21 protein-coding genes are annotated in these 26,920 nt (G+C 62.8%); 10 read left to right on the forward strand and 11 right to left on the reverse strand.

Annotation, left to right across the window (positions count from 1 at the left end; genetic code table 11):
• Nucleotides 1–123 precede the first annotated feature (123 nt).
• The 5 genes from treS to B348_RS0102435 all read left to right on the forward strand — a co-directional run bounded on the left by treS (nt 124) and on the right by B348_RS0102435 (nt 10,932).
• The gene (gene treS / locus B348_RS0102415; RefSeq protein WP_017734571.1) at nt 124–3,471 is read left to right on the forward strand and encodes a maltose alpha-D-glucosyltransferase; all 3,348 of its coding nucleotides are present in this window, start codon (nt 124–126) and stop codon (nt 3,469–3,471) included.
• Nucleotides 3,468–5,699, forward strand: a complete 2,232-nt coding sequence (glgB, locus tag B348_RS0102420; protein ID WP_017734572.1) for a 1,4-alpha-glucan branching protein GlgB — start codon at nt 3,468–3,470, stop codon at nt 5,697–5,699. The genes treS and glgB overlap by 4 nt, the downstream gene beginning before the upstream one ends.
• A gap of 454 nt (nt 5,700–6,153) precedes the next feature.
• The gene (locus B348_RS0102425) at nt 6,154–7,941 is read left to right on the forward strand and encodes a hypothetical protein (protein WP_157356465.1); all 1,788 of its coding nucleotides are present in this window, start codon (nt 6,154–6,156) and stop codon (nt 7,939–7,941) included.
• Entirely contained in the window at nt 7,826–9,646 is a 1,821-nt protein-coding gene (locus B348_RS01000000129650; protein WP_157356466.1) for a hypothetical protein, read from the forward strand. The genes B348_RS0102425 and B348_RS01000000129650 overlap by 116 nt, the downstream gene beginning before the upstream one ends.
• A gap of 119 nt (nt 9,647–9,765) precedes the next feature.
• Nucleotides 9,766–10,932, forward strand: coding sequence for a diguanylate cyclase (locus B348_RS0102435; protein ID WP_017734574.1), 1,167 nt, complete (start codon nt 9,766–9,768; stop codon nt 10,930–10,932).
• Between the two features lie 4 nt (nt 10,933–10,936).
• Here B348_RS0102435 and B348_RS0102440 read toward each other — a convergent pair whose 3' ends face one another.
• The 6 genes from B348_RS0102440 to B348_RS0102465 all read right to left on the reverse strand — a co-directional run bounded on the left by B348_RS0102440 (nt 10,937) and on the right by B348_RS0102465 (nt 18,812).
• The gene (locus B348_RS0102440; RefSeq protein WP_017734575.1) at nt 10,937–13,120 is read right to left on the reverse strand and encodes an ATP-binding protein; all 2,184 of its coding nucleotides are present in this window, start codon (nt 13,118–13,120) and stop codon (nt 10,937–10,939) included.
• A gap of 139 nt (nt 13,121–13,259) precedes the next feature.
• The gene (locus B348_RS0102445; protein WP_026136502.1) at nt 13,260–14,111 is read right to left on the reverse strand and encodes a CAP domain-containing protein; all 852 of its coding nucleotides are present in this window, start codon (nt 14,109–14,111) and stop codon (nt 13,260–13,262) included.
• Between the two features lie 82 nt (nt 14,112–14,193).
• A complete protein-coding gene (locus B348_RS0102450) occupies nt 14,194–15,519 on the reverse strand; it encodes an MFS transporter (RefSeq protein ID WP_017734577.1) in 1,326 nt (441 codons plus the stop codon).
• 58 nt (nt 15,520–15,577) lie between these two features.
• Nucleotides 15,578–16,771 (reverse strand): L-2-hydroxyglutarate oxidase, encoded by a 1,194-nt coding sequence (lhgO, locus tag B348_RS0102455; RefSeq protein WP_017734578.1) that lies wholly within the window; start codon nt 16,769–16,771, stop codon nt 15,578–15,580.
• A 103-nt stretch (nt 16,772–16,874) separates the two neighbouring features.
• A complete protein-coding gene (locus B348_RS0102460; protein ID WP_017734579.1) occupies nt 16,875–17,585 on the reverse strand; it encodes a FadR/GntR family transcriptional regulator in 711 nt (236 codons plus the stop codon).
• A 54-nt stretch (nt 17,586–17,639) separates the two neighbouring features.
• The gene (locus tag B348_RS0102465; RefSeq protein ID WP_017734580.1) at nt 17,640–18,812 is read right to left on the reverse strand and encodes an MFS transporter; all 1,173 of its coding nucleotides are present in this window, start codon (nt 18,810–18,812) and stop codon (nt 17,640–17,642) included.
• 113 nt (nt 18,813–18,925) lie between these two features.
• Here B348_RS0102465 and B348_RS0102470 point away from each other — a divergent pair, with 113 nt between their 5' ends.
• Both B348_RS0102470 and B348_RS0102475 read left to right on the forward strand, forming a co-directional pair.
• Nucleotides 18,926–19,810, forward strand: a complete 885-nt coding sequence (locus tag B348_RS0102470; RefSeq protein ID WP_017734581.1) for a LysR family transcriptional regulator — start codon at nt 18,926–18,928, stop codon at nt 19,808–19,810.
• Nucleotides 19,811–19,854: 44 nt separating this feature from the next.
• Nucleotides 19,855–20,532, forward strand: coding sequence for a GNAT family N-acetyltransferase (locus tag B348_RS0102475; RefSeq protein WP_017734582.1), 678 nt, complete (start codon nt 19,855–19,857; stop codon nt 20,530–20,532).
• A 122-nt stretch (nt 20,533–20,654) separates the two neighbouring features.
• Here B348_RS0102475 and B348_RS0102480 read toward each other — a convergent pair whose 3' ends face one another.
• On the reverse strand, nt 20,655–21,251 hold the full coding sequence (locus B348_RS0102480; protein WP_017734583.1) for a TetR/AcrR family transcriptional regulator: 597 nt from the start codon (nt 21,249–21,251) through the stop codon (nt 20,655–20,657).
• Between the two features lie 69 nt (nt 21,252–21,320).
• Here B348_RS0102480 and B348_RS0102485 point away from each other — a divergent pair, with 69 nt between their 5' ends.
• Nucleotides 21,321–21,920, forward strand: coding sequence for an NAD(P)H-dependent oxidoreductase (locus B348_RS0102485; protein WP_017734584.1), 600 nt, complete (start codon nt 21,321–21,323; stop codon nt 21,918–21,920).
• 1 nt (nt 21,921) lies between these two features.
• Here B348_RS0102485 and B348_RS0102490 read toward each other — a convergent pair whose 3' ends face one another.
• The 3 genes from B348_RS0102490 to B348_RS0102500 form a co-directional block, all read right to left on the reverse strand.
• The gene (locus B348_RS0102490) at nt 21,922–22,311 is read right to left on the reverse strand and encodes a hypothetical protein (RefSeq protein WP_017734585.1); all 390 of its coding nucleotides are present in this window, start codon (nt 22,309–22,311) and stop codon (nt 21,922–21,924) included.
• Between the two features lie 33 nt (nt 22,312–22,344).
• Nucleotides 22,345–23,601 (reverse strand): 3-phosphoshikimate 1-carboxyvinyltransferase, encoded by a 1,257-nt coding sequence (gene aroA, locus B348_RS0102495; RefSeq protein WP_017734586.1) that lies wholly within the window; start codon nt 23,599–23,601, stop codon nt 22,345–22,347.
• 91 nt (nt 23,602–23,692) lie between these two features.
• Nucleotides 23,693–24,247: a UPF0149 family protein gene (locus tag B348_RS0102500; protein WP_017734587.1), complete on the reverse strand. Its 555-nt coding sequence runs from the start codon at nt 24,245–24,247 to the stop codon at nt 23,693–23,695.
• A 172-nt stretch (nt 24,248–24,419) separates the two neighbouring features.
• Here B348_RS0102500 and B348_RS0102505 point away from each other — a divergent pair, with 172 nt between their 5' ends.
• Nucleotides 24,420–25,232: a crotonase/enoyl-CoA hydratase family protein gene (locus B348_RS0102505; RefSeq protein WP_017734588.1), complete on the forward strand. Its 813-nt coding sequence runs from the start codon at nt 24,420–24,422 to the stop codon at nt 25,230–25,232.
• 5 nt (nt 25,233–25,237) lie between these two features.
• A complete protein-coding gene (gene nudC / locus B348_RS0102510) occupies nt 25,238–26,071 on the forward strand; it encodes an NAD(+) diphosphatase (protein ID WP_017734589.1) in 834 nt (277 codons plus the stop codon).
• On the opposite strand, the gene B348_RS0102515 is transcribed toward nudC, so the two are convergent.
• Nucleotides 26,039–26,818, reverse strand: a complete 780-nt coding sequence (locus tag B348_RS0102515) for a TSUP family transporter (RefSeq protein ID WP_017734590.1) — start codon at nt 26,816–26,818, stop codon at nt 26,039–26,041. The genes nudC and B348_RS0102515 overlap by 33 nt on opposite strands.
• Nucleotides 26,819–26,920 lie beyond the last annotated feature (102 nt).

Here is a 26,920-nt window from a genome sequence, read left to right on the forward strand (position 1 = left end):
GCCTGCGATAGCGGTACATCAGCCAATACTTCTGGTGCTGATAAACCGCTATCGCAGGCAAGCCAGCTCCCACATTGACCGAGTTTCTCCAGATGGTTTTGAACGTATTCTCAGGAGTTTCCAATGGCGAAGAAACCCAGCCCATCCCCCTTCACCCAGGACCCACTCTGGTACAAGGACGCGGTGATCTACCAGGTTCACGTCAAATCCTTCTTCGATGCCAATAACGACGGTATCGGCGACTTTCCCGGGCTGATCGCCAAGCTCGACTACATCGCCGACCTCGGTGTGAACACCCTGTGGCTGTTGCCGTTCTACCCCTCGCCACGGCGCGATGACGGCTACGACATCGCCGAATACCGTGGCGTACACAGCGACTACGGCACCCTGGCCGACGCCAAGCGCTTTATTGCCGAGGCCCACAAGCGCGGGCTGCGGGTCATCACCGAGCTGGTGATCAACCACACCAGCGACCAGCACCCGTGGTTCCAGCGCGCCCGCAAGGCCAAGCCCGGTTCGGCGGCGCGGGACTTCTACGTGTGGTCCGATGACGACCAGAAGTACGCCGGCACCCGTATCATTTTCCTCGACACCGAGCAGTCCAACTGGACCTGGGACCCGGTGGCCGGCCAATACTTCTGGCACCGTTTCTATTCCCACCAGCCGGACCTCAACTTCGACAACCCGCAAGTGATGAAGGCCGTGCTGTCGGTGATGCGCTACTGGCTCGACATGGGCATCGACGGCCTGCGCCTGGATGCCATCCCGTACCTGATCGAACGCGACGGCACCAACAACGAAAACCTGGCGCAAACCCACGACGTGCTTAAACAGATCCGTGCCGAGATCGATGCCCACTATCCCGACCGCATGTTGCTGGCGGAGGCCAACCAATGGCCGGAAGACACGCAACTCTACTTCGGCGCCCCCAGGGGCGATGATGGCGACGAATGCCACATGGCCTTCCACTTCCCGCTGATGCCGCGCATGTACATGGCGCTGGCCCAGGAAGATCGCTTCCCCATCACCGATATTCTGCGCCAGACCCCGCAGATCCCGGCCAATTGCCAGTGGGCGATCTTCCTGCGCAACCACGATGAACTGACCCTGGAGATGGTCACCGACAAAGAGCGCGACTACCTGTGGAACTACTACGCCGCCGACCGCCGCGCTCGTATCAACCTGGGCATTCGCCGCCGCCTCGCGCCCCTGATGGAGCGCGACCGCCGGCGCATCGAACTGCTCAACAGCCTGCTGCTGTCGATGCCCGGTACGCCAACCCTGTATTACGGCGATGAAATCGGCATGGGCGACAACATCTACCTCGGCGACCGCGACGGCGTGCGTACGCCGATGCAGTGGTCCATCGACCGCAATGGCGGCTTCTCCCGCGCCGACCCGGCGAGCCTGGTGTTGCCGCCGATCATGGACCCGCAGTACGGCTATCAGTCGGTGAACGTCGAAACCCAGGCCCAGGACCCCCATTCGTTGCTCAACTGGACCCGGCGCATGTTGGCGGTGCGCAAGCAATCCAAGGCGTTTGGCCGGGGCCGTTTGAACATGCTGTCGCCCGCCAACCGTCGCATCCTGGCGTACACCCGCGAGTTCACCGGGGAGGACGGCCGCACGGAAATCATTCTGTGTGTGGCCAACGTGTCGCGCAGCGCCCAGGCGGCCGAGCTGGACCTGTCGGCGTATGCCGGGATGGTGCCGGTGGAGATGCTCGGCGGTAACGCCTTTCCGCCCATCGGCCAGTTGCATTTCCTGCTGACCCTGGCGCCCTACGGCTTCTACTGGTTCGTGCTGGCGCCGGAAAACCAGATGCCCAGCTGGCACGTCGAACCGGCGCAGAGCATGCCGGACTTCACCACCCTGGTGCTGAAGCAACGCCTGGAAGAACTGCTGGAACAACCCTGTCGCGCCACGCTGGAACAGACCGCGCTGCCCGCCTGGTTGCCCAAGCGACGCTGGTTCGCGGCCAAGGATGTCGCCATCGACAGCGTGCAGATCGCTTACGGCGTGCGCTTCGGCGACCCGCAGCATCCGGTATTGCTCAGCGAAATCGAGGTGACCAGCGCCGGCCAGGTCAGCCGTTACCAGTTACCGTTCGGCTTCATCGCCGAAGACCAGCTCACCAGTGCCTTGCCCCAGCAACTGGCCCTGGCCCGTGTGCGGCGTGCGCACCAGGTGGGGCTGGTGACTGATGCGTTCAGCCTTGAGCCTTTTATTCGGGCGGTGATCCAGGGCTTGCAGGCCGGTACGCGGCTACCTTCCAGTGATGGCGAGTTGCAGTTTGACGCGACACCCCACTTGGCCAAGTTGCAACTGACGGACGACGCGCCAGTGCGCTACCTGTCGGCCGAGCAGTCCAACAGCTCGGTGGTGGTGGGTGAGGGCCTGGTGCTCAAGCTGATCCGCAAGGTCGCCAGCGGGGTGCACCCGGAACTGGAGATGAGCGCCTACCTGACCGCCGCCGGCTACCCGAATATCTCGCCGCTGCTGGGCGCAGTGATTCGCCGCGACGGGGCCGGGCAGGACAACCTGTTGATGATTGCCCAGGGTTACCTGAGCAATCAGGGCGACGCCTGGGCCTGGACCCAGAACAGCCTGGAGCGGGCGATCCGTGATGAATTGGCCGGCGCCATCTCCGAGCAGGAACAGCACTACAACGCCCTCGGCGAGCTAAAGGACTTCGCTGGATTGCTCGGCCAGCGCCTGGGCGAAATGCACGGGGTATTGGGCGCGGACACGGCTGATCCTGACTTCAAGCCTGAAATCACCCGCGTCAAAGACACCCAGGCGTGGGCCAGGGATATCGGTGCGCAGCTCGACCGCGCCCTGCAATTGCTCAGCCAGCACCAAACTCAGTTGAACCCTGCGGACCAGCTGCGGGTCACTGAGTTGCTGGCACAGGAAAAAGCCATCGCCCGGCATGTCCAGGCCCTGGCGAAAGCCACGGCCGGTGGGCTGCGTATACGCGTCCACGGTGATTTGCACCTGGGCCAGGTCTTGGTGGTGAAGGGTGATGCCTATTTGATCGACTTTGAAGGTGAACCGGCGCGGCCGTTGCATGAACGACGCGGCAAGCACAGCCCGTATAAAGATGTGAGTGGCGTGCTGCGTTCGTTTGATTACGCAGCGGCGCTGGCCCTGAATGGACAAGGGCTGGACCACTCGCCCGAAGCCGACCTGGCGCGCCAACGCGTGACTGATCGTTACCTGAATGACGCACGTCAGGCCTTTATCCAGGCTTATCAGGCAGCTACGTCTACACTGGCGCATGACTGGCAGGACGCCAAGGGCCAGGACGCCGCGCTGACGTTGTTCAGCCTGGAAAAGGCCGCGTACGAAGTGGCTTACGAAGCGGAAAACCGCCCCAGCTGGCTACCGGTGCCCCTGCAAGGGCTGCACCGCCTGCTCAGCGGGCTTGAACCTATATCGAAAACTGCACGCGGTGGGGAGACGTCATGAGCTTTACACATAAAGAACCGCTGCAGCCCAAGTTGACTGCATTGCCAGCATCCAACGATATCGAAGCGCTGGTGCGCGCCGAGCACCCGGACCCGTTCTCGATCCTGGGGCCGCACGATGACGAACAGGGCGGCCAGTTTATCCGCGCGTTCCTGCCCGAGGCGCTGAGCGTCCAGGTGCTGGCGCGCGACAACGGCGAGCCGCTCGGCAGCCTGGACGCAACCCAGGTGCCGGGCTTGTTTGTCGGGCACTTCACCACGCGCCAGGCGTACCTGCTGAAGATCCAGTGGGCCGGTGGCGAGCAGATCACCGAAGATCCCTACAGTTTCAGCCAATTGTTGCTGGGGGAAATGGACCTGTACCTGTTTGCCGAAGGCAACCACCGCGACCTCAGCAGTTGCCTTGGCGCGCAAGTGACCACGGTGGATGGCGTGCAAGGCGTGCGCTTTGCCGTGTGGGCACCGAATGCGCGGCGGGTGTCGGTGGTCGGCGATTTCAATATCTGGGACGGCCGGCGTCATCCGATGCGCCTGCGGCATCCTTCTGGCGTATGGGAGATTTTTATCCCACGCCTGCAACCGGGCGCGGCCTACAAGTACGAAATTCTCGGTGCCAATGGCATCTTGCCGCTGAAGGCCGACCCCTGTGCGCTGGCCACGCAACTGCCGCCCGACACCGCGTCGAAAGTCGCCGCGCCGTTGCAGGTGGACTGGCAGGACCATGACTGGATGCAATCACGCCTCGACAAGCACAAGACCACGGCGCCGCTGTCGATCTACGAACTGCATGTGGGCTCCTGGCAGTGCGAGCTGGACGAGGCCGGCGAAGTCGCCCGCCAGTATGGCTGGCGCGAGCTGGCCGAGCGCTTGATCCCCTACGTGCAGCAACTGGGCTTCACCCACATCGAACTGATGCCGATCATGGAGCACCCGTTCGGCGGTTCGTGGGGTTATCAGGCGCTGTCACAATTTGCGCCGACGGCACGCTTCGGTTCGCCGGAAGATTTCGCCTACTTCGTCAACGCCCTGCATCAGGCCGATATCGGCGTGATCCTTGACTGGGTACCGGCGCATTTTCCCACCGACACCCACGGCTTGGCGCAGTTTGACGGCACCGCGCTGTACGAATACGCCAACCCGCTGGAAGGCTTTCACCAGGATTGGGACACGCTGATCTACAACCTCGGCCGCACCGAAGTGCATGGCTTTATGCTGGCTTCGGCGTTGCACTGGCTCAAACACTTCCACGTGGACGGCCTGCGGGTGGATGCCGTGGCGTCGATGCTGTACCGCGACTATTCGCGCAAGGCCGGCGAGTGGGTGCCCAACCGCCACGGTGGTCGTGAGAACCTCGAAGCCATCGACTTTTTGCGGCACTTGAACGATGTCGTCGCCCAGGAAGCACCGGGCGCGCTGGTGATCGCCGAAGAGTCCACGGCCTGGCCGGGCGTGAGCCAACCGACCCAACAGGGCGGCCTGGGCTTCAACTACAAGTGGAACATGGGCTGGATGCACGATTCGCTGCACTACATCCAGCAAGACCCGGTGTACCGCGCCCATCATCACAACGAGCTGAGTTTTGGCCTGGTGTATGCCTGGTCCGAGCGCTTCATCCTGCCGATTTCCCACGACGAAGTGGTGCACGGCAAACACTCGCTGATCGACAAGATGCCTGGCGACCGTTGGCAGAAGTTCGCCAATCTGCGGGCCTACCTGGCCTTCATGTGGATGCATCCCGGCAAGAAATTGCTGTTCATGGGCTGCGAATTCGGCCAGTGGCGCGAGTGGAACCATGACCAGCAACTGGACTGGTACCTGTTGCAGTACGCCGAGCACAAGGGCGTGCAGAAACTGGTGGGCGATTTGAACCGCCTGTACCGCGAAGAACCGGCGCTGCACGAGCAGGACGACGCGCCCCAGGGCTTCCAGTGGCTGATCGGCGACGATGCAATCAACAGCGTCTACGCCTGGCTGCGCTGGAGCAAGGACGGCCGGCCGGTGCTGGTGGTGGCCAACTTCACCCCGGTGCCCCGGGAGGCGTACGCGGTAGGCGTGCCATTTGCCGGACGCTGGAGCGAGGTGATCAACACGGATGCCGACACCTATGCCGGTTCCAACTATGGCAATGGGGGCGAAGTGTTTACCCAGGATGAACCGCGCCATGGGCAACCGGTGTCGTTGACGCTGAATCTGCCACCGTTGGGGGTGCTGATTCTGCGGCCTGAATAACCGCCGCCCGCTAGGGATGATCTGTCTGGGAGTCAACGGGTGTGCAGCAGCGGCACGCCCGTGCTGGCTGGACGCAAAATGTCATACATCTCGATGGAGCAATTTCCTACGATTTCTCCACACATGGATGTAGGCGATTTGGCGTAAATCTATCAACACGCCTTGTTTCGTCGGCCGGTCTATGACCTCCACTCCCTGAGACAAAGCCATATCCATGACATCATTCCCGCTGAATATCCAACGTGATGTCGTGGCAACGATCGCCCCGTCACACCCCAAGCCGTCAGTTTCCGCCCTGGGGCAGCCAGGCCCCATGTTGGCAGCGGCACCCGGTCAAGCCTCCGACTCATCAGGTGCCGAGCTTAGGGGGAAGCTGTTTGATCTTGATGAAATGTCAAGTGCGCTACGGGAGCTTCAGACCCAGACAGAGCCCCCGGATGCCCGGAAGAAGAGCTTGTTCCTCAACAAGGATTCGCCGCTCATTCCGCCCAACGGCTCGACTCAGCCGGGCACCAACCGACTGGATAATATGCTCAAGTTCTATGGCATTGTGCCGTCGAACCCTGGCACTCAGGCTCAAGTTAAAGCGGCAATTGATAGCCTGGAAAATACACGCAGCGAAATTTCCCTGGGGATGGGGGATGAGTCAAGCAAGCAAGATGGGCTGCTGCAGGAGCGTAATGACGACGCCATATCGGCATTGGTCAATGAGGTACAAGCCAAGCACCAGAAGCCTTTGTTGAGTTATTTGACCGAGGGACTGTCCGCGTCCGCGCTCGAAAAAGCCCAACGCTCGCCGGCCACGCTGCTGGAGTTGATCTGGAAATCACCCAAGGCAGAAGAACTGGTTCACCAGGTGATGAAGAAACTTGCGGGCAGTGATTTTCCAGTCGATGGGCTTATCTCCTCTGCCGTTAAAGTCCAGCTGTTGATCAAGGCGATTGTCCTCAGCCTGGAACCTGTGCAAGCGCGCAAGCCCGGACATATTGCGGGGTTTAACCTGGCGTCTGGCGCGCATGGCAACAAGCACTATCCGGATATTACTGCGCAGTTCAGGCAGCACTTGGTCGACGCACACAATATCTCCCCCTCCGACGCGAATCTGGCCGCGTATCTGTTCAGCCCACAGTTCCCGGCGGATTTTGCCGTGCGGGATATTCCGGCGGATTTGCACTATCAGGGAACTGCGGCGTGGGTGAACTTCAAGCACGGTGTCGCATTGGCGGACGCGATTGAGCCAGGTTCGTCGCGAAGCATGAGCTTTCAAGAGCTGGTCGATCTGCCGGGCAAGCTTGGCGAACAGGCGACTACGAACGAGCAGTGGGCGCTGATTGCGGGCACGCGTATTCCGGCAACGCTGGAATGGGCGGCGATGCAGGGGGTGATTGCAACGAAGGACGAGTATTCGAAGGCAGAGATCACCCGCGCCATGTCTGCATTTGATGAGCATGTCCACGGTATTGTCGAGGCGACAGCGCAACTTGCAGTCGATGTGCCCATGCGGAAAAACTATTTCGAACGTATGGAAAAGGGCACTTCACGCACTGAGCTGTTGTCGCTGATAAGCCCTTTTTTTGCGCTGTACAGGCATCTTAACGGCGAAAAGATCAAGCCCTCCGATGTCACCTACGAGTATCCGGTCTACGATGACGATGCCTTCAAGTCTGCCTTTGAAGACTACTTGGGCAAGGCCAAGGCGGGTTATGACAAAGTGGTACGCAACCAGTTGTCACAGTTGCCGACACAGGATCGTGTGGCGATTGAACACGGCACCGTCACGGTCTATGCCCTCAGGGTCAAGCCCGACTCAGCCAAGGAGACAGAGGACGAGAAAAAAGCTGCGAGGACGCGACCGGGGTTTGTCATCAAAGCGGAGCATGAAGGGCAAACAAACTACTACGAAATCAACCCGATCAAGGGCATAGCCCGGCGGCGCGATGATCTGAAACTGGGGGGGCATCGAGGACCTCGTCAACGGCAATACCAAGCAGGGAATCATCAGCCTGGTCGTCGACGGGCTATTCACGTTCGCCGGCCCGGCGGGCAAGCTCGCCGCAGGTTCTGTGCGGGTATTGTCCAACCTCGGCAAGATCAGTATTCGCGCCTTGTTGCCAAGGTTCGTGCCCTTGGTCAAACAGTTCGGTGTCTCAGTGGCAAGCAATCTGAACCCACTGGATCCCGTGATGCCGGGCTTCAATATCAAGGGGGGGAAAGGGCTGAAGTTCCAGGCCGGGGACGTTGATCGAATACAGACGGGCATTGCACAGTTCAGGCGCATGTCGCCGCTCAAACTGCCGGGGAAAGGCCGCTATGATGTCACCCCGAAAATACCCGTGACGTCCCGAACCTTGCCTGAAGGCGGCACCGTCAGGGTACCCGAGGGTATCTCCAGGGATGAGGTGCGGGTGCTGAACCGGCGAAATCACACAGACGTTGTGGTCGGTGACGATGTCTTCCGCTATGACCCTCGCAAGCCGGATAGCCTGACCAAACTCGGCGGCCCTGATCATGCAGGTCCCCTGGAAGGGTTCACGGCAACCTGTGGCGCAGGGGCGCGCAGGTTCAGGCGTGGCTTCAATGACCTGTGTTACACCAAAGAGATCCAGCCAGGCGGGACCTTCATTTTTCAGGATGCCCAGGCACTTGAGCACCGGCGCCTGTTTCCCGGCACCGGATCGGCTAACCGGCCGCGCACCGTCGTACATGAACGACGTTTGCATCGCGTCAATGAAGCGGGTCAGCAGGAATTGCTGCCGATTGCGAGGAAGCAGGCGGTGACCTACAAAAGCCAGACGACTGGATCGCTGGTCAACGAACCGGATTTTGGCTTCGATGATTTCGGCGTGGCGCGTTCGCTGAACAACGAAACAGTTGTGGTGAAAATGGATTCGATCAGCGACTTGAGTCATGACCAGCGAATGGTAAGAGGCCAGAAAATTGACTACAACGGCCGCCAATACGTGGTGGTGGAGGGTGACACCGGTATTCATTACTACGCTGAACTCAACGGCGCAGCTCAACTCGACTTTCACCGCTTGTCCCGGAATGATCCAGTCAGCCGGCATCTTATCGAATCCCATGATCAATTCAGGGACTTCTACGGGTTTGCTGCGCAGAGTAGCCCGAACAATCAGTTGGTGGTTCTGCCCACCATGGACACACTGGTCAAGAAGATCGTGGCGGATGAGCCCATGTCGGCTTTGGAAATGGACCATCTTGTCCAGGTGTTGAGCGGCCTCACTCCAGAGAAGAAGCGCGAAGTCCTGATGAGCGTTTATGCGTCCGGAAGTAAACCAGGCAAGGTCGTGGTGGCCGCAAAACCGGTTCGACTCGAGCCCATCGGTAAACCGTCGGGTTTTGGCCAGCTACCGCCGGCGGATCAAAACCGGCTCTATGCCGAAGGGGGGAGGAAGGCGGTTGATGATCAGTTTCAGGCCACCGGCATAAGGTCCGCCAATCAACAAGTGCCGGGGCAAGCCGGAGAGGCCCTTCGCGGCAATGTCGCAGCCGAGACAGTGAGCTGGCTTTACACTCGAACGGGAGCGCCGAATTATTCCGAAATCGTCCTCAAGACCGGGGCGGGGAACTGCGACCAGATGGCCAAGGTTGCCGTTGATACCATCAACGCCAGTGGTGGCCATGCGCGCATCGCGCAAGTCAAAGGGCATACGTTTGGTATCGTCGGTGGCCCCCCAGGCCAGCCCAGGAGCAAAGGGTTTGCCGAGCCCGAGTGGGCTGACGCCTGGATCGTCGATCCCTGGGCCGGCATCACCTGCCGCGCCTCGGATTACCCCGCGCAGTTCAAGGCGCGGATGCAGGAATGGAGCCAGGAAGGTCGGCGAATTCTGATCAGTGACGGCAATACTCCACCCACTTCGGTGTGGAGCGACCCTATGGAGCCGCGCTGGATAGATGCAACCGTCAGGGGAGAAGCGCAAGTTTTTTGAGTAGGGTGCGGCGGCGGCACTAAAAGATCGGCTGTGGATGCATGTTTCATGTGTCCGGCGCCAGACAACGGCCCTAACTGGCTGGATTCAGTTGTTCAGGTTGCTGGCAGGGTGCCACAATGGCGCCTTTGTCGTGGCAGTCGAAGCAGGCGGATTTCATGAATGGCCTTGAGCGTGGGCAGGACCAGGATTGCGTTATTGAGGAGCAGGTGCGGACCGACCGTCTGCACCAGCTGTTTCGACAATCATTTGCCGCCATTTTCGGCAGCTTTCTCGGCGCGGCCATGCTGTGCTGGCTGTGCTGGGACCGGTTTTCCCACCAGGTCATCCTGATCTGGCTGGTGGCGCTGGGGGCGTCATCGTTGCTGCGCATCCACCTGTTCATGGGCTGGTTTCGTTGCCCCCATGCCGAACGCACACCGGATCGCTGGGAGCGTCGCTACTGGCTGACCCTGATGTTGTCCGCGGGAATCTGGGGCGCGGGCGCGTTGGCCGTGATGCCCACCGACGACCGCGTGTCCCAGGTGCTGGTGATGTTGTTCACCGTGGGCATGTCGGTCAGTGCGGTGTCGTGTTATTCGGCGTATCGCTACATGACGCTGATGTCCATGGCCCTGGTGTTGTTGCCGTGCACGGTGTGGCTGTTGTTCCAGCCGTCGCCCATGCAAGTCGGCGTGGCCGTGGCAGTGCTGGTGTTTTCGACGTTTGTGGTCAGCGCCACGCGCAAACTCTCGGATGCCCTGGAAAAAGCCTTTCGCCTGACCCGGCAAATGGAACGTGCCCACAATATTTCCACCCGCGCCGCCCAGACCGATGAACTCACCGGCCTGATGAATCGCCGCGCGTTCTTCGAACATGCCCACTTGTTGTATGCACAGTGCCGGCACAACAGCCAGCCGCTGTGTGCGCTGATGCTGGACATGGACCATTTCAAGGAGATCAACGACACCTACGGCCATCAGGCGGGCGATCAGGTGTTGCGCCAGATCGGCGGGGTGATCAGCGCCTCGTTCCGCCAGACGGATGTGTACGGCCGGTTGGGCGGTGAAGAGTTTGCCGTGCTGCTGCCGAATACCTCCCTGGAAACGGCGCGCAACATCGCCGAACAGTTGATCCGCGCGATTTCCGGGTTGGCGGCCGAGCCGGTGCATGGCTTGACCGCCAGCCTCGGCGTGGCGTCGATCCGCAGCCTTGACCAGGACCTGCACAGCCTGATGAATACCGCCGACAAGGCGCTGTACCGCGCCAAGGCCCAGGGGCGCAACCAGGTGGCCGTGGCCGAGTAGGCGGTCACTCGCGCTGCATGGATTTGGCCAGTGCCCGTGCCACCTGCTCGGCGGAGTAGGGCTTGGCGAGGAACTCGAAGCCTTCGTAGCCGCTGTCGGCCAGCTCTTCGCTGTAGCCGGAGGTGAGCACTACCGGCAGGTCCGGTCGGCGCTGGCGCAACCGTTTGGCCATGGCCACGCCGGTCATGCCGGGCATCACCACGTCCGAGAAAATCCCGTCGAAGGCCATGGCGTCCGGGCCCGCCAGCGCGAGCGCCTGTTCGGCATGGGTGGCCCAGGTGGTCTGGTAGCCGAGATCTTGCAGGATCTGGTTGGCAAAACGCCCGACTTCCAGGTTGTCTTCGACGATCAGGATGTGCCGCTGCGCGGTGTCGAGGCGCGTGCCGGGTTCAGGTGACGGCCCGGGCTGTTCCACCTGTGCGGCGACGGCGGGCAAGTACAGGGTAAACCGCGTGCCCTGGCCCAGCGTGCTGCTCACATCGACGTTGCCACCCGATTGCTTGGCAAAGCCGAACACTTGCGACAAGCCCAGCCCGGTGCCTTTGCCCACGGCCTTGGTGGTGAAGAACGGCTCGAAAATACGCTCGAAGGTGTCCCTGGGAATACCCACCCCCGTATCGCTCAGCGAAACCGCGACAAACTGCTGCTGTGCTTCGGCATCGCCACGAATGCGCGGCAGCGTCGATACCTGGGCTACCCGCAGGCTCAGGGTGCCTTGGCCGTCCATGGCATCGCGGGCGTTGAGGGCAATGTTGATCAGCGCTGTTTCGAACTGGCTGGAATCGACCCGCACATGGCACGGTTGCGCCGGTAATTCGACCTCTACGTGGATGCGTGCACCGGTGAGGCTCTCAAGCATCTCGCCGATGTTGCTCACGCGCTGGCACACGTCGAAGACTTCCGGGTTCAGCGGCTGGCGGCGGGCAAAGGCGAGCAGTTGGCTGGTGAGCTTGCTGGCCCGCTCGACGGTGTCGGAGACGGCGCCCAGGTAGCGTTGCCGGCGTTCTTCGGACAACCCTGGCTGGCGCAGGAAATCCACCGAGGAACGGATAATGGTCAGCAGGTTGTTGAAGTCGTGGGCCACGCCGCCGGTCAATTGGCCGATGGCTTCGAGCTTTTGCGATTGATGCAGCGCGGCTTCGGCCTGGGTGAGGGCGGTGGTGCGCTCTTCCACCCGCTGCTCCAGCGTCGCGTTCAGTTCGCTGAAGGCCGCCAGCCCTTCGCGCACGGCGGCGTCGGCGCGCACGCGCTCGATATGGGCCCAGGAACGTTCGGTGACTTCCCCCAGCAGCGCCAGGTCATAGGGCGACCAGACCCGCGCCGATTTGTGGTGCGCCGCCATCAGGGCGGTCAGCCGGCCTTCCTTGATCAGGGGGAAACACACCGTCGCCGTGGCCCCGAGGGCCTGGTAGCTGGCGGACTCGTCGGGGGGGAATTCCACGCGGTTGTCGCGGATCACCAAGGGTTCGCCAGCCCGCAGGCGCTGCACCGCCAAGGCGCCGAACGACGCCAGGCTGTAACGCCCGACGATACTCGGCGAGCCAGGCGCGGCCCAGTTGCCGCGAATGGTGAAACCGTCCTCATCGTCGTCCATGTCGGCATACGCACAATTGGACACTTGCAGGTGCTGCGCCAGCAGGCGGGTGGTGCTGGTCATGATGGCTTCGGCGTCGGTGGCATTGGCCACGGCATTGCCGATGGCGTCCAGCATCGCCAGGCGCCGCGCAAGAAACACGGTGGCGGTGGTTTCGGTGACGGTGTCGAGCATGCCCACCACGCTGCCGTGGGGGTCGCGGATCGGGCTGTAGCAAAAGGTGAAGTAGGCCTGCTCGGTACCGGCGCCGCGTTCGATCAGCAGCGGGTAGTTCTCGATATACGTCGCATGCCCCTCGAACGCTGCCTTGGCGATCGGGCTGATGTCATTCCAGGCCTCGCTCCACACCTCGCTGAACGGGCGCCCCAATGCGTAGGGCTTGTCGCCGAGGATCGGGATAAACGCATCGTTATAGAGCATGGTCAGGGAAGGCCCCCAAACGATGGCCTGGGGGAAGCTGGAGGCAAAGCACAGCGCGACGGTGGTCTTGAGCACGTCCGGCCACTGGTCCAGCGGGCCCAGCGGCGTACTGGCCCAATCATGCAAGCGCACCTGCTCGGCCATGTCGCTGCTGCTTTGCAGCCAATTCATCATTGGAAGAACACCTTGTTTGCCGCCGTCTTGTTAATCGCCTGGAGGGTCAGGCCGACACGCAACAGACCGGAATGGCTGTTGGCAGTTCAACGCAATTATCGCGGAGATGGCATTTTGATGCTCTATCCATTTGAATAGGTTACTGGGTGCCGAACAACCCCGTCCAGTAGATGCCTGCATCACTCTTCGGGTCCATGGCGTACGCCGCGCCCAACTCGCGAAATTGCGGGTTCATCAGGTTGGCGCAATGCCCGGGGCTGGCGAGCCAGCCGTCCACCACCTTGCGCGGGGTGTCGAGGCCGGCGGCGATGTTTTCGCCGATGTTTTTTGCGATATACCCGGCCAGTTCCGCACGGTCGCCGGGGGTGCGCCCGTCGTGATCCAGGTGATCGAAGAAATTGCCGTTGGCCATGTTGCGCGTGTGGCTGTTGGCGGCGCCGGCCAGGTCGTCGTTCCAGCTCAGCGGCGTGGTGGCGGTAAACGCCTGGGTGCCGCATTGGCGTGCCTGGGATCGGGCGGCGTTGACCAGGTTGAGCAATTGCTTGCCTTCGGTCTGCCAGTCGCCAAGGCCGCTGGACAGCAGCGGGCGGGCGAGCACGATGCGCCAGTCCTGGCCGCTGTTGCTCACGCCGATATCGACAAATTGCGGGTCCAGCACCACACGGCAGAAGCTTTCGCGCACGGCCTTCATGGCTGCCGCAGCATCCTTGGGCCCGGACAGGCTGATGGCCTGCACGTTGACCATCGGATACGCCGCCCGCGCCAGTGCCTGTTGCAGGTCGCCGACATTATTCGCCGGCAGCACCAGCCGTGTGTCGCTGGTCAGCGGTGGCAGTTCCTGGGAACCCTGGTCACCGCAGCGCTGTAGCTGGCTGCGGTATTGGTTAATCTGTTGTACCAACTGACTTTCTTCATTCGCCATCGCGCTGGCGCAGAACACCGTAGTGGCGGCCAGCGTCGTCAGGCCCATCATCAATGACAGCACGCGCATGGACATTACCCTTGAGCTTGTAAAGTGCCCATGATGCGCGATCCAGGTGCGTCCATGCACCCGTTGGTCTGAACTTTTTCCTTCAGTTCTTGAAGGCCGAGTGTTTGCGGCCCTGGTCGCACAGGGCAAACACCACCACCAGCAGGGCCGAAATGCCCAGGATGATCACCACGCCATCGGTGGAATGGGTGGCCGATGCTGCCACCATCGACAGTGCTCCCAGCGGCGCCAGGCCGCCAGCGATGGCCGTGCCGATTTCGCGCCCGGTGCCAAAGCCGGAAGAGCGGGTCTGGGTCGGGAACTGCCGGCTCAGGAACGAGCCCTGTGGGGCAAACATCATCGGCGCAAGGATGCCTGTGCCGACGCCGATGGCGATGTAGATCATCAGGCTTTCGCCGGTGTTGAGCAGGGCCAGGAACGGGTAGGCGAACAGCAGCGAGCACACGCCGCCGAGCATCAGCACGGTCTTGCTGCTCCATTTATCGCACAGCCAGCCGAAGCACGGCACGGCGACGATGGCGATCAGGCTGGCGATGGTCACCGACAGTGAGGTGACGTGCACATCCACGCCTTTGAACTGGGTCAGGTATGCCAGGGAGAAGGTCTTGAAGATGTAGCTCAGGGCGTTGTAACCAATCGCCACGAAGAACACCACGGCCAGGCCCTTCATATCATTCTTGAACAGGGTTTTCAGCGGCGAGGCCTTGGCCTTGGCGGCTTCCTTGCTCAGCTCGTTGAACTGCGGGGTTTCCGGGATGCTGTTGCGCACCCACAGGCCCACACCCACCAGCACGATGCTGCACACGAACGGGATGCGCCAGCCACCGGCCAGCAGGAACTCATTGCCGTTGATGGTCAGCACGTACACGGTGAGCGACGACAGCAACAGGCCCAGGTTCAGGCCCAATGCGGGCCATGCGCCTTGACTGCCGCGCTTGCCTTCCGACGCGTGTTCGTAGGACGTTACCGCTGCCCCTGACAGCTCGGCGCCCGCGCCCAGGCCCTGGATGATGCGGATAAACACCAGCAGGATCGGCGCCCAGATACCAATCGAGGCGTAGCTGGGGATCAGGCCGATCAGCGTGGTGCACACGCCCATCAGGCAGAAGGTCAGCACCAGCACTTGCTTGCGGCCGAACTTGTCGCCGAGGTAACCGAACAGGATGCCGCCGAACGGGCGGGCGATAAAGCCGATGGCAAAGGTGGAAAAGGCCATCAGCGTGGCGGTTTTCGGGTCGCTGTTATCAAAGAAGATCTTCGAGAACACAATGGCCGCCATGGTGGCGTACAGGTAAAAGTCGTACCACTCCAGCATCGAGCCAAAGATCGTCGCGGCGGCGACTTTGCGCAGGCGCTTGCGGGTTTGTTCGGGTGTTTCGGTGGACGGAATGGAGGCAGGTGCCGACATGCTGGACTTCCTTCTGGGTCTTTATAGTTATTGTCAAATGGACGCGTATTGCTGGGTGTTACTCGGGCTGGAACAGGCGGTCGGCGATCATCGCGCCGATGGGCATGGCTGAGGTGGCGGCCGGCGAGGGCGCGTTGCACACGTGGAGCATTCGTGGGGTCTGGGCGAACAGGAAATCGTGGACCAGGCTGCCGTCGCGCATCACCGCCTGGGCGCGGATGCCTGCTTCATAGGGCAGCAGGTCGTCGATCGTCAGCGATGGGCAGTACTTGCGGCACTGCTCCAGGTAGCCGGACTTGAACAGCGAGTTCTTCATCTCGGTGGTGCCGGAGCCGAGGTTCTGCCAGAGGGTTTTCCAGAAGCCGGGGAAGCTCGCGTACTGCGCCACGTCGCGCCAGTTCACCGAGAACTTGCGGTAGTTCTCACGGCCCAGGCCGAGCACGGCATTCGGGCCGACGGTGACGCTGCCGTCGATCATGCGCGTGAGGTGCACGCCAAGAAACGGCAACTCCGGGTCGGGAATCGGGTAGATCAGGTGGTTGACGATGTTGTTTTTCGCCGCGGGCAGGCGGAAGTATTCGCCGCGAAACGGGATGATCTGGTGGTCGATGGGAATGCCGGCGAGCGTTGCCAGGCGGTCCGACTGCAAACCGGCGCAGACCACCAGGTGCTTGGCTTGCCAGGTTTCGCCACGGGTATTCACGGTGACTTTGTCGGTGTCTTCGTGGATCGCGGTGACAGTGCGTTCCAGGCAGATCTCGCCACCGCTGCGGCGGATCACCTGGGCCATGGTTTCGCAGACCTGGCGGTAGTCGACGATGCCGGTGGCGTCGAGGAACAAGCCGCCGAGGCCGACGATGTTCGGTTCACGTTGGCGCAACTGGTCGGCGTCGAGGCGCTCGACCTGCATGCCGTTGAGCTGGGAGCGGGCGTAGAGGGCTTCCATGCGCTGCATTTCCAGGGGGCTGGAGGCCACCAGCAACTTGCCGCACACCTCGAACTTGATCCCGTGCTCCGTGCAGAACTGCTTGGTCTGCTCGGCGCCGCGCTTGCACAGGTCGGCTTTGAGACTGCCCGGTGCGTAGTAGATGCCGGCGTGGATCACCCCGCTGTTGTGGCCGGTCTGGTGCCTGGCCAGCACCGCCTCTTTTTCCAGGATCACCAGCGAGGCGCCCGGCTGGCGTTTGAGCAGTTCCATCGCGGTGGCCAGGCCGACGATGCCGCCGCCGATAATGCAAAAGTCATGAATCATTGCGTGGGGTACCTAAAGTTGCACATTTCGGTCTGCTTATCAGGTTGTCAGACTAATGTTTTTGTTAAAAAAATGGCGTGTCGAGGACACGCTACTTAAAGGATCAACGGGTGGCTGGCAGCTCCAGGCTCAGGCGCCGCGCCGCAGCACGCAAGTGCGCCTCGGCACTGGCGGCGGCACGTGGGGCGTCGCCGTCGGCGATGGCCTGGTAGAGCGCCTGGTGTTCCTGGGTCGCATCGGCGGAGCCGGTGGCAAAGCGTGACGCCGAGTTTTCCCAGGCGGTTTTACGGGCGCTGGCCAGTTGGCTTCTGAGGAAGTCATGGAACGCGACGAAGTAGTCGTTCTTGCTGGCATCCGCGATGGCACGGTGGAATTCCACGTCGGCGAGGGCGGCGGCTTCGAAGTTGTCGCGGTGGTCCTGCATGGCCTGCAGGGCGCTTTTCATGCGCTGCAGGTCGGCCTCATCGCGGCGCTGGGCGGCAATCGAGGCGGCTTGGGTTTCGATCCACAGGCGCACTTCGAACATCTGCGCCAGGTCGGGGCTGCGGCCGTTGGGCTGGGGGAAACGGAACACCGTGCCAGCGGGCGTCTGCGAAATGAACGAGCCCAAGCCCCGGCGCGCAGTGATCACGCCATCGGCCTTGAGCTGGGCAATGGCTTCGCGCACCACGGAACGGCTGACATTGAGTTGTTCGGCCAGTTGCTGTTCGGTGGGCATGCGCGACTCCGGCGGCAATTGGCCGGAATCGATTTCTGCGCGGATCGCACTGACAACCCGCACGACAAGCGAGTCGGGGCGCTGGAGCTCAAGCATGGGACAACCTTGGTGATCAGGTTGTCAGACAATAGTCGCTGCGATTTTATCTTGTCAATGTTTGTGTCGCAGTGTGCCGGCCAACAGGATCAAGCCCACCGCCACCGCAAAGGTGGTTTGCAGGCCAAAAGCCACGGATTGCGGGGTGGCGCGGACGATATCCGGCGTCGCCCAGGCGAACACCGCGCCGAGGGCCGAGGCACCGAAAATCAGGCCGATATTGCGCGACAGGTTCAGCAGGCCCGACACCGTGCCGCGCCGTGGGCCTTCGACATCACGCATCACCGCGGTGTTGTTGGCGGCCTGGAACAGGCTGTAGCCCGACGTCAGCAAGACCAGCGCGCCAAGGTAGGCCAACAGGCCGCTGGCCAGCGCCAGTGACAACGCGCCCACGGCCATGATGGCCAGCCCGAGGGAGGTCATGGGCGAGCTGCCGAAGCGGTCGGTGAGATGGCCGGCAGGCACGCCGGTGGCGGCCGCGACACAAGGTCCCACCGCCATCACCAGGCCCATCCACGCCGGCGCGAGCCCCAGGCCACGGGACAAGTAGAACGGGCCGACCACAAAGGTCGCCATCATCACCGCCGACACCAGCGCGCTCATCGCCAGGCCCGCGCGTAACCCCGGGCTGGCCAGTGCCGACCAGAACGGCGCTGTCACCCGTGCCCCGGGTTCATTCGGCAGATAGCGGTAGGCGAGGGCGGCCGCCAGCAGGCCCAGCGGCGCGCCGAGCAGGAACAGCGCGCGCCAGCTCCACAGGCTCAACAACACGCCACCGACGCTGGGCCCCATGGCGGTGCCGACGGCCGACAGCGTGCCGAGCAAGCCCATCACGCGCCCGGTGCGCGCTTTGCTGACCGTGTCGCCGACCATCCCCAGGGTCATCGCCATCATGATCGCCGCACCGAGCCCTTGCAGCACGCGCGCGGCGATCAGCCAGTGCAGCGACGGCGCCATGGCACACAGTCCGCAGGCGAGGGCGAACAGCAACAAGCCGGCAAGCAACAACCGCCGCCGCCCCAGGCGGTCGCCCAAGCGGCCCGCGCTGACAATCACGGCGGTGATCGCCAGCAAATAGGCGAGCACCACCCACTGCACCGCGTGAAATGACGCGTCGAAGGCCAGCACCAGGCTGGGCAGGCCGACATTGGCAATGCTGGTGCCGAGGGAGGCCAGCAACATGGACAGCGACAGGCTGAAAAGGGCGCCGCGTGTGGATGTGTGCATCTGGGATTCCTTGAATGATCGCTGCTGTCACAACTCTACGGCGTGGCCTAACATGGCGGAAGGCGCATGGATTGCAGTCAATACCTGCACAAGACGCCTGATAAGGAGCGCTGATGCCCGACCTGAATCTGCTGATCACCCTGGATGCCTTGCTTGCCGAAGGCAGCGTCGCCGGTGCAGCCAAGCGTTTGCGCCTGAGTCCCTCGGCCATGAGCCGCGCCCTGGCGCGCTTGCGTGACACCACCGGTGATCCGTTGCTGGTGCGTGCCGGCCGTGGCCTGGTGCCGACGCCACGGGCCTTGGCCTTGCGCGAACAGGTCAGCCGCCTGGTGCTGGACGCCCAGGCCGTGCTGCGCCCCGCGCAAACCCTGGACATGGCGCGGGTCGAGCGCACCTTTACCCTGCGCACCAGTGACGAGTTCGTCGAAAACTTCGGCCCGGCGTTGCTCGCGCGTATCGCGGCGGAAGCACCTGGCGTGCGCCTGCGCTTCGTCAACAAGACCGACAAGGACAGTGCCTGGCTACGCGACGCCAGCGTTGACCTGGAAACCGGCGTGGTCGATGCCAACGCCAGCCCCGAGCTGCTGACCCAGGCGCTGTTTCGCGACCGCTTGATCGGCGTCGTGCGCAGCAGCCATCCCCTGAGCCAGGTTGACATCAGCGCGCAGCGTTATGCCGAGGGCCAGCACGTCTACGTGTCCCGGCGCGGGCACGACCGTGGGCAGATCGACGACGCGCTGGAAGCCCAGGGCCTCAGCCGCCAGATCGGCACGATTGTCACCGGGTTCGCCACCGCCATCGCCCTGGCCCGCGCCACCGACCTGATCGCCAGCGTGCCCGAACGCTACACCGCCCAGCAGCGCGAAGGCCTGCACAGCTTCGCGCTGCCCTTGGCATTGCCGACCTTTACCGTGGCGATGCTCTGGCACCCGCGCCTGGATGCCGACCTGGGCCATCGCTGGCTGCGTGGATGTTTGCGTGAGGTCTGTGGGTCGTAACAGGTACAATCCCCCAGCCTTGACGCGAAACCCCAGGAATGTGCATGTTTGTCCTCACCCGTTACACAACGCCGTGCCCCGCGGCCATCAGCGACCAGATCCTGCAGATGGTGGTGGACAACCTCACCGACATCAGCAGCGTGGCCCTGCCGCCCAGCAACCTGCTGTACAACATCTACCAGTACGCCATCGGCTTTGAGGTGCACCTGTACCTGGACGCCTTGAATGGGGCGAAGGGGATTGCGGTCGAGTTGATCGTCGCCACCGCCACACTGGACCCCGAGAACGTCATCGGTTTTGTGCTGTGCTTGCCGGTGAAAGATGACCCCGAGGCCTGTGGCATCGCGTTTATGGCGGTGAAGAGCGGTTTCCGGCGCCAGGGCGTGGCGCGCACGCTGATGGGCGATGTGCTGGAGCGTTATCCGCACGCTGAATTGAGCTGTGCCGTGGAGAAAGTCCCGGCCTTCGAGGCCATGGGCTTTCAGGTCCGTGGCGCGCGGGGCACCCAGGTGCTGATGAATACCCGCAGCTACGGCACCGACGGGCTGATGGGTGTGCTGGATGTGGCGGCGATCTACAGCTCGCTGGAAGTGCGGCAGATTCACACCTACCTGCTGCAAAAGCACGGCAAGCGCGCGATGGTGGATGCCGAGAAGCAGCGCGACCGGCACCTTGATCAACTGGCGCGCAAGGTGCGGTTGTTTGTGCAGGGGCGGGGCTGATATTCAGTTTTCTGTGGCAGATGTGGTGTCTGCACCATTGCTATTGCAGGCAAGCCAGCTCCCACACTTGATCGGGTTCACACGGTCAAAATGTGGGAGCTGGCTTGCCTGCGATGAGGCCGTCACTGCCTACCCACCATCCCGAGAATCATCCCGAGCAACTCCCGCTGCGCTTCCTCCCGGCTGAGTTCACCGCTGGCCGCCGCCTGGGACAAGGCTTCCGCCGCCCCCAGCATCGCCCGCAAACCAGCCCGGGACACGGTGCCACCGGGCGCAAACGGCGACAGCGCGGCGCTGCATTTATCGAGGAAGATCGCCTCGTACTGGCGCTTGAGGGTTTCCAGTTCCGGTGAGCTGCTCAACGCCGCAATCACCCCGGGGATTTCCCGTCCCTGCAACAACACGCAATCGACATAGGACGCGGCAATCACCCATGCCCGGTCCGCCAACGTCGCATGGCTCGCTTCGATGGCCTCGGCAAACACCTGGTTCTGGCGCCCGTCAAAATCGGCATACAGCGCCGCCAGCAACCCCGCTCGGGTGACGAAGTGATCGTAGACCACCGGCTTGGTGACGCCCGCCAGTTCTGCCAGGCGGCCCAGGGTCAGGGCGTCGGTGCCTTCATCGCGGACCAGTTGCCAGGCCACGTCCAACAGTTGACGCAGGCGATCTTCGCGCGACAGGCGGCGACGTGGGGCAGGGGGTTCATGGCTTGACATGCTTATATACCAAAAGTAACTTACCAAAGGTAACTTAAGCCCAGCCTAAACCGAAATGGAGTCAATGTCATGCACGCCTTGATCGTTGTTGCTCATCACGACCCGCAATCCCTGACCCACAGCATCGCCTTGCAAGCCGCTGCCGGGCTGACCGCTGCCGGCCACACCTTTGAGATCGCCGACCTCGCCGCCGAAGGTTTCGACCCGCGCTACGGCGCCGCCGACCAGCGCGTGCATCGCGCCCGCGCCACGCCGCCAGCGGATGTACTGGCCGAGCAAGCGCGCATCGACCGCGCCGATGCGCTGGTGCTGGCGTTCCCGATCTACTGGTGGTCACTGCCGGGCCTGCTCAAAGGCTGGGTCGACCGTGTGTTCGTCAACGGCTGGGCGATTGATTACGGCCCAGATATGCCGGTGGTGAAAAAACTGCGGCACTTGAACGTGCACCTGCTGGCCGTGGGGGCGGCGGATGAAAGTGCGTTCGATCGCCACGGTTATGCCAAGGCCATGCGTACGCAGATCGACCACGGCATCTTTGATTATTGCGGGGCCAAGGTGCTCACCTCCGAGCTGTTGCTCGAATCGGAAAGCGGCACCGCGGAGGCGCACCTGCGCACAGCGCACGCGGTCGGGCAGGGCTTGTTTCAGCAGGAGACGGTCGCGGGCTGATTCAGCCTTCGCGAAACAGGTCGTGGGCGTCGAGCAGGCGGTAGGCAATTTCCGGGCGTTTTTCCATGCCCCGGCGAATGGCGGCCGGAATCGCTTGGCGGGTCTTGCGACACAGGCCTGGAAACGGCTCGATGTCGATCTGGATGCCGCGCATGCTCTTGACTTCGGTGTGCCCCGGCGCGACCTGCACGCGGATGCCCAATTGCTGGTACATCAGCTGTTGCATGCGCTCCAGGTCTTGCAGGCTCTTGAGGTCTTCGAGGCGCGCGATCAGCTTCTTCTCTTCCTGGCGCGTGAGGGTGAGGATGCGCGCGTCGGCGCCAGGGTGTTGCAGCAGTTGCTCGCGGTCGCAGTCGCAAGCGCCGGGTGGGCAGGGTTGGCGAATCGTCATGTGCTTGGCCTCCCCACTCCATGCGCTGCTGGCTCAGTAGCTGAGCTGAACCCCAAGACTGCCCAGGGCCTTCCAGTAGTCAGGATAGGTCTTGGCCACGCAGTCCGGGTCCTGAATGCGGATGCCCGCCACTTTCAGCCCGGCCAGGGCAAAGCACATGGCGATGCGGTGGTCGGCGTGGGTGTCGATCAGGGCATTGCACGAGGTGCCGGCCAGCGACGGGTCACTGGCCACGAGCAGGTCGTCGCCTTCGATGGTGGCCAGGCCCGGGCGGATTTCATTCAAGCCATCGTGCAGCGCCTGCACGCGGTCACATTCCTTGACCCGCAGGTTGGCCAGCTCGGTGAAGCGCACCGGGGTGTTGTTGAACGCGGCCAGCACGGCCAGGGTCGGGATGGCGTCCTGCATTTGCGAGCCCACCACTGTGGCCTGCATGTTCGGGAACTGGGCGATCACGGCCTGGGCCTTGGCGTCCGGCTGGGTGAAGTCCTGCGCGGCGACGCCGATGTCGATACGGCCAGCGGTCAGCACTTCGGCCGCCCACAGGTAGGTGGCGGCGGACGCGTCCGGCTCGATCAGGTAGTCGTGGGCGCGGTAGCCGGTCGGCGCGACACGCCAGGTGGTGTCGTTGACGGTGTCGACCTGGGCGCCGAAGGCGCGCATGCAGTCCAGGGTAAGGTCCACGTAGCCACGGGCGCCGATGTCCTTGCCGGTCAGGGCCACTTCAATCGGCGCTTCGCCACAGGCCGCAAGCATCAGCAGGGCCGATACGTACTGGCTGGACAAACCGCCGTCGATCTCGAAGCGCTTGGCCTGGACCTTGCCCACGCCGTGCACGGTCACCGGCGGGCAACCGCTCGGGCTGTCGACCTGGATGCCGTTTTCGCGCAGGGTCGCCAGCAGCGGGCCGATCGGGCGCTTCTGCATATAGTCGTCGCCGGTCAGCACCACGGTGCCTTCGACGGTGGCGACGGCGGCGGTAAGAAAGCGCATCGCGGTGCCGGCGTTGCCGAGGAACAGCGGTTGCGCCGGCAGTTGCAGCTTGCCGGTGCTGGTGACGACAAAGGTGGTGTCATCCGGCTCGTCGATGGTCACGCCCATCTGGCGCAGGGCCACCGACATATGGCGGGTGTCATCGCTCTTCAACGCGCCGCTCAGGCGGCTGGTGCCCTTGGCCAGGGCGGCCAGCAACAGGGCGCGGTTGGTAATGGATTTGGAGCCGGGGGGCGCGACCTTGCCATTGAGGGGGAAATTGGGCGGTGTAACGGTCACGGTTTTCTGCGAACTCAAGGTACAAGGCTCCTGATGCAAGGCAAGGTGGTACGGAGTGGCCGACGGGCGGACCCGAATAATCGGCCAAACCGGCAGTACTTGTCGAGGTTTAGCGCTGGCTCAGCCAGTAATCGTGCAGGGCACGCGCGGCCGGTTCGATCTGGCTGACGCGCTGCTGGTGCGCGGCTACATCGAGGTCGGCCGGCAACTCGAAATTGTCCTGCTCGGCGCACCAGGAGATTTTCTCCAGTTCGCCGGCCTGTACTGCCGGCAACGCAGGCCAGTTGCCAATGGCCGCGCCACGGATATAACCAAAGCACCATTCCTCGGCGAGGGTCACGGTGTGGCCCTGGTGTTCAGTGTCGTCGAAACGTGCCTTGAAGCTTGTCGCGTCGGTCGCCAGTTGCCCGGCCAGGGTGTTGATGTGGCGCACGCACAGTTCGAGGAAGCGTTGCGCCTCGTCCATGCTTTCCCACTCGGGGTTCTGCCCGCCCCAGATCGCCGGGAACCACTCGGCCACGTCCACCTGGGCCGGGCTCGACACCAGGGCGGTGAAGTAGCCGTCCAGTTCGGCGAGGTTCAGCACCGAATGGTCGTCGCCGTACTTTTGCAGGGTGTCTTCGACAAACTCGAATTCGGCCGGGGAGAGGGGTTGGGCGTGCATGGGCATATCCTTTAAACGTCGAGCGCCGCTGATGGGGCGGCTTAAAGCGCGAAGGATGGCGTGTGCGCCGGGTTTTATCCAGCCTTTTCCCAGTCCCGCTTTTGGCCGATGCGCCGTGGTGCACCCTTGTTATAGTTCGGGCCTTATCACTCGCCAGTCAGGGATCACTGCCATGTCCGAATACCAAGCTTTTGTCGTCGAACTCACTGGCAATGTTGCCCATGTGCAGATCAATCGCCCGGAAAAGATCAACGCGATGAACGCGGTGTTCTGGACCGAGATCATCGAGATTTTCCAGTGGATCGAAGACACCGACGCCGTGCGCGCGGTGGTGCTGAGTGGCGCCGGCAAGCATTTTTCCTCGGGCATCGACCTGATGATGCTGGCCTCGGTGGCCAATGAATTCGGCAAGGACGTGGGCCGCAATGCGCGCCTGCTGCGGCGCAAGATCCTTGAGCTGCAAGCGTCGTTCAATGCCGTGGACAACTGCCGCAAGCCGGTGCTGGCGGCGATCCAGGGCTACTGCATCGGCGGCGCCATCGACCTGATCAGCGCCTGCGACATGCGCTACGCCGCCGAGGGCGCGCAGTTCTCGATCAAGGAGATCGACATCGGCATGGCCGCCGACGTCGGCACCCTGCAACGCCTGCCGCGCATCATCGGCGACGGCATGCTGCGGGAACTGGCCTACACCGGTCGCCAATTCGGCGCCGAGGAAGCGCGCAGCATCGGCCTGGTCAACCGCGTCTACCCGGATCAAGAGCGTCTGCTGGCCGGCGTGTTGGAGATCGCCCACGAAATCGCCGCCAAGTCGCCGATTGCCGTGACCGGCACCAAAGCCATGATCAGCTACATGCGTGACCATACGGTCAATGATGGTCTGGAATACGTTGCCACCTGGAACGCGGCTATGTTGCAATCCAACGACCTGCGCGTGGCCATCGCGGCCCATATGAGCAAGCAGAAACCCGAATTCGTGGATTGACTGACATGACCCCAGGCTGGATTACCACCACACTGCTGGACAACGACACCCCCGGCGGTTGGGCCGTCGCCCGCAGCCGCGAGGGCTTTTTGCATGACAGCAATGGCCCGCTGTTCCCCCGCGAATGGCTCAAGCGCCAGGACCTCTCGGTGTTTGCCGAACACGGCATCGGCCACCTCGACGGCGAGCCGGTGTACCTGCTGGAGCTGAACGCACCGACCGAAGTGCCGGGTTGCAGCTGGCAGGGCCTGCGCGCCTTCATGCTGCAAGGCGATCACACCTTGTACAAAGTGTTGGGCTACGCCGCGCAAATCGGCACCTGGGCGCGGGAGCACCGGTTTTGCGGCAGTTGTGGCCAGGCCATGGTCCAGGTGCCACGCGAACGCGCGATGTTTTGCCAGGCCTGCGACCTGCGCAGCTACCCACGGATCTCGCCGAGCATGATTGTGCTGGTGACCCGGGGCGACGAGATCCTGCTGGCGCGTTCGCCGCGTTTTGTCACGGGGGTGTACAGCACGCTGGCGGGGTTTGCCGAGCCGGGTGAGTCGGCCGAAGACTGCTTGATCCGCGAAGTGCGCGAGGAAGTGCAGGTGGAGGTCAAGAACATCCAGTACATGGGCAGCCAATGCTGGCCGTTTCCCCATTCGATGATGCTGGGCTTTCATGCCGAATACGCCGGTGGCGACATCGTGCCCCAGGCCGACGAGATCGAAGACGCGCAGTGGTTCAACATCCACAACCTGCCACCGTTGCCGGCGTCACGTTCGATTGCGCGCTACCTGATCGACCTCTACCTGGCGCGGCGCTTAGGCCACGCTGAACCAGTGCTGCCAGGCTAGGCGCACCGTCAGGCCCAGCACCACGGTGATAAACACCGGGCGAATGAACTTGGCGCCGCCGCTGATCGCGCTGCGTGCGCCAAAGAACGCGCCGCCCATCACGCACACGCCCATGGTCAGGCCGACGATCCAGTCCACCGTGCCGTTGAAGATAAACACCGACAGCGCAGCCGCGTTGCTGACGAAGTTCATGCTGCGTGCGACGCCGCTGGCTTTCACCAGGTCGACCGGGTACATCAGCATCGTGCTGACGGTCCAGAACGCGCCCGTGCCGGGGCCGGCCACACCATCGTAGAAGCCCAGGCCGAAGCCCTGGGTGGATTGCCATTTCTTCTTGATCGGTGCGTCGGCATCCAGCGGCGCCTTGGGCGTGCCGCCGAACAGCAAATACAGGCCGCAACCAAAGACGATCACCGGCAGCATCTTGTTCAGGGTTTCGGCGGGCAGGTAGTGGGCAACCACCGCGCCGGTCAACGCGCCGATAAAGGTGCCGACGATGGCGTGCACCCACTGGCGCGGGTGAAACAGCTTGCGGCGATAGAAGGTGAAGCTGGCGGTGGCCGAGCCAAAGGTGGAGCTGAGCTTGTTGGTGCCCAGTACCAGGTGCGGCGGCATGCCGGCGGTGAGCAGGGCAGGCGTGGTGAGCAACCCGCCGCCGCCGGCGATGGCGTCGATAAAACCGGCGACAAAGGCCACGGCGGCGAGAATGGCGAGGGTGGTGAGGTCAACGCTGAGTTCGAAGGGCATGGGCAGGGCTTATTGTTGGCAGGGCGCTATGCGGAAGGCCGCCATCTTACTGCCAGATCTACACAGATCCAAATGTGGGAGCTGGCTTGCCTGCGATAGCGG

Origin of the sequence: Pseudomonas sp. CBZ-4 (assembly GCF_000346755.1) — a bacterium.
Taxonomy (GTDB): domain Bacteria; phylum Pseudomonadota; class Gammaproteobacteria; order Pseudomonadales; family Pseudomonadaceae; genus Aquipseudomonas.

What these genes read in the sequence shown, in the direction of transcription:
- treS (WP_017734571.1), top strand. Translation starts at nt 124, where the DNA reads ATGGCGAAGAAACCCAGCCCATCCCCCTTCACCCAGGACCCACTCTGG.
- glgB (WP_017734572.1), top strand. Translation starts at nt 3,468, where the DNA reads ATGAGCTTTACACATAAAGAACCGCTGCAGCCCAAGTTGACTGCATTG.
- B348_RS0102435 (WP_017734574.1), top strand. Translation starts at nt 9,766, where the DNA reads ATGGCGCCTTTGTCGTGGCAGTCGAAGCAGGCGGATTTCATGAATGGC.
- B348_RS0102440 (WP_017734575.1), bottom strand. Translation starts at nt 13,120, where the DNA reads ATGATGAATTGGCTGCAAAGCAGCAGCGACATGGCCGAGCAGGTGCGC.
- B348_RS0102445 (WP_026136502.1), bottom strand. Translation starts at nt 14,111, where the DNA reads ATGCGCGTGCTGTCATTGATGATGGGCCTGACGACGCTGGCCGCCACT.
- B348_RS0102450 (WP_017734577.1), bottom strand. Translation starts at nt 15,519, where the DNA reads ATGTCGGCACCTGCCTCCATTCCGTCCACCGAAACACCCGAACAAACC.
- lhgO (WP_017734578.1), bottom strand. Translation starts at nt 16,771, where the DNA reads ATGATTCATGACTTTTGCATTATCGGCGGCGGCATCGTCGGCCTGGCC.
- B348_RS0102460 (WP_017734579.1), bottom strand. Translation starts at nt 17,585, where the DNA reads ATGCTTGAGCTCCAGCGCCCCGACTCGCTTGTCGTGCGGGTTGTCAGT.
- B348_RS0102465 (WP_017734580.1), bottom strand. Translation starts at nt 18,812, where the DNA reads ATGCACACATCCACACGCGGCGCCCTTTTCAGCCTGTCGCTGTCCATG.
- B348_RS0102470 (WP_017734581.1), top strand. Translation starts at nt 18,926, where the DNA reads ATGCCCGACCTGAATCTGCTGATCACCCTGGATGCCTTGCTTGCCGAA.
- B348_RS0102475 (WP_017734582.1), top strand. Translation starts at nt 19,855, where the DNA reads ATGTTTGTCCTCACCCGTTACACAACGCCGTGCCCCGCGGCCATCAGC.
- B348_RS0102480 (WP_017734583.1), bottom strand. Translation starts at nt 21,251, where the DNA reads ATGTCAAGCCATGAACCCCCTGCCCCACGTCGCCGCCTGTCGCGCGAA.
- B348_RS0102485 (WP_017734584.1), top strand. Translation starts at nt 21,321, where the DNA reads ATGCACGCCTTGATCGTTGTTGCTCATCACGACCCGCAATCCCTGACC.
- B348_RS0102490 (WP_017734585.1), bottom strand. Translation starts at nt 22,311, where the DNA reads ATGACGATTCGCCAACCCTGCCCACCCGGCGCTTGCGACTGCGACCGC.
- B348_RS0102500 (WP_017734587.1), bottom strand. Translation starts at nt 24,247, where the DNA reads ATGCACGCCCAACCCCTCTCCCCGGCCGAATTCGAGTTTGTCGAAGAC.
- B348_RS0102505 (WP_017734588.1), top strand. Translation starts at nt 24,420, where the DNA reads ATGTCCGAATACCAAGCTTTTGTCGTCGAACTCACTGGCAATGTTGCC.
- nudC (WP_017734589.1), top strand. Translation starts at nt 25,238, where the DNA reads ATGACCCCAGGCTGGATTACCACCACACTGCTGGACAACGACACCCCC.
- B348_RS0102515 (WP_017734590.1), bottom strand. Translation starts at nt 26,818, where the DNA reads ATGCCCTTCGAACTCAGCGTTGACCTCACCACCCTCGCCATTCTCGCC.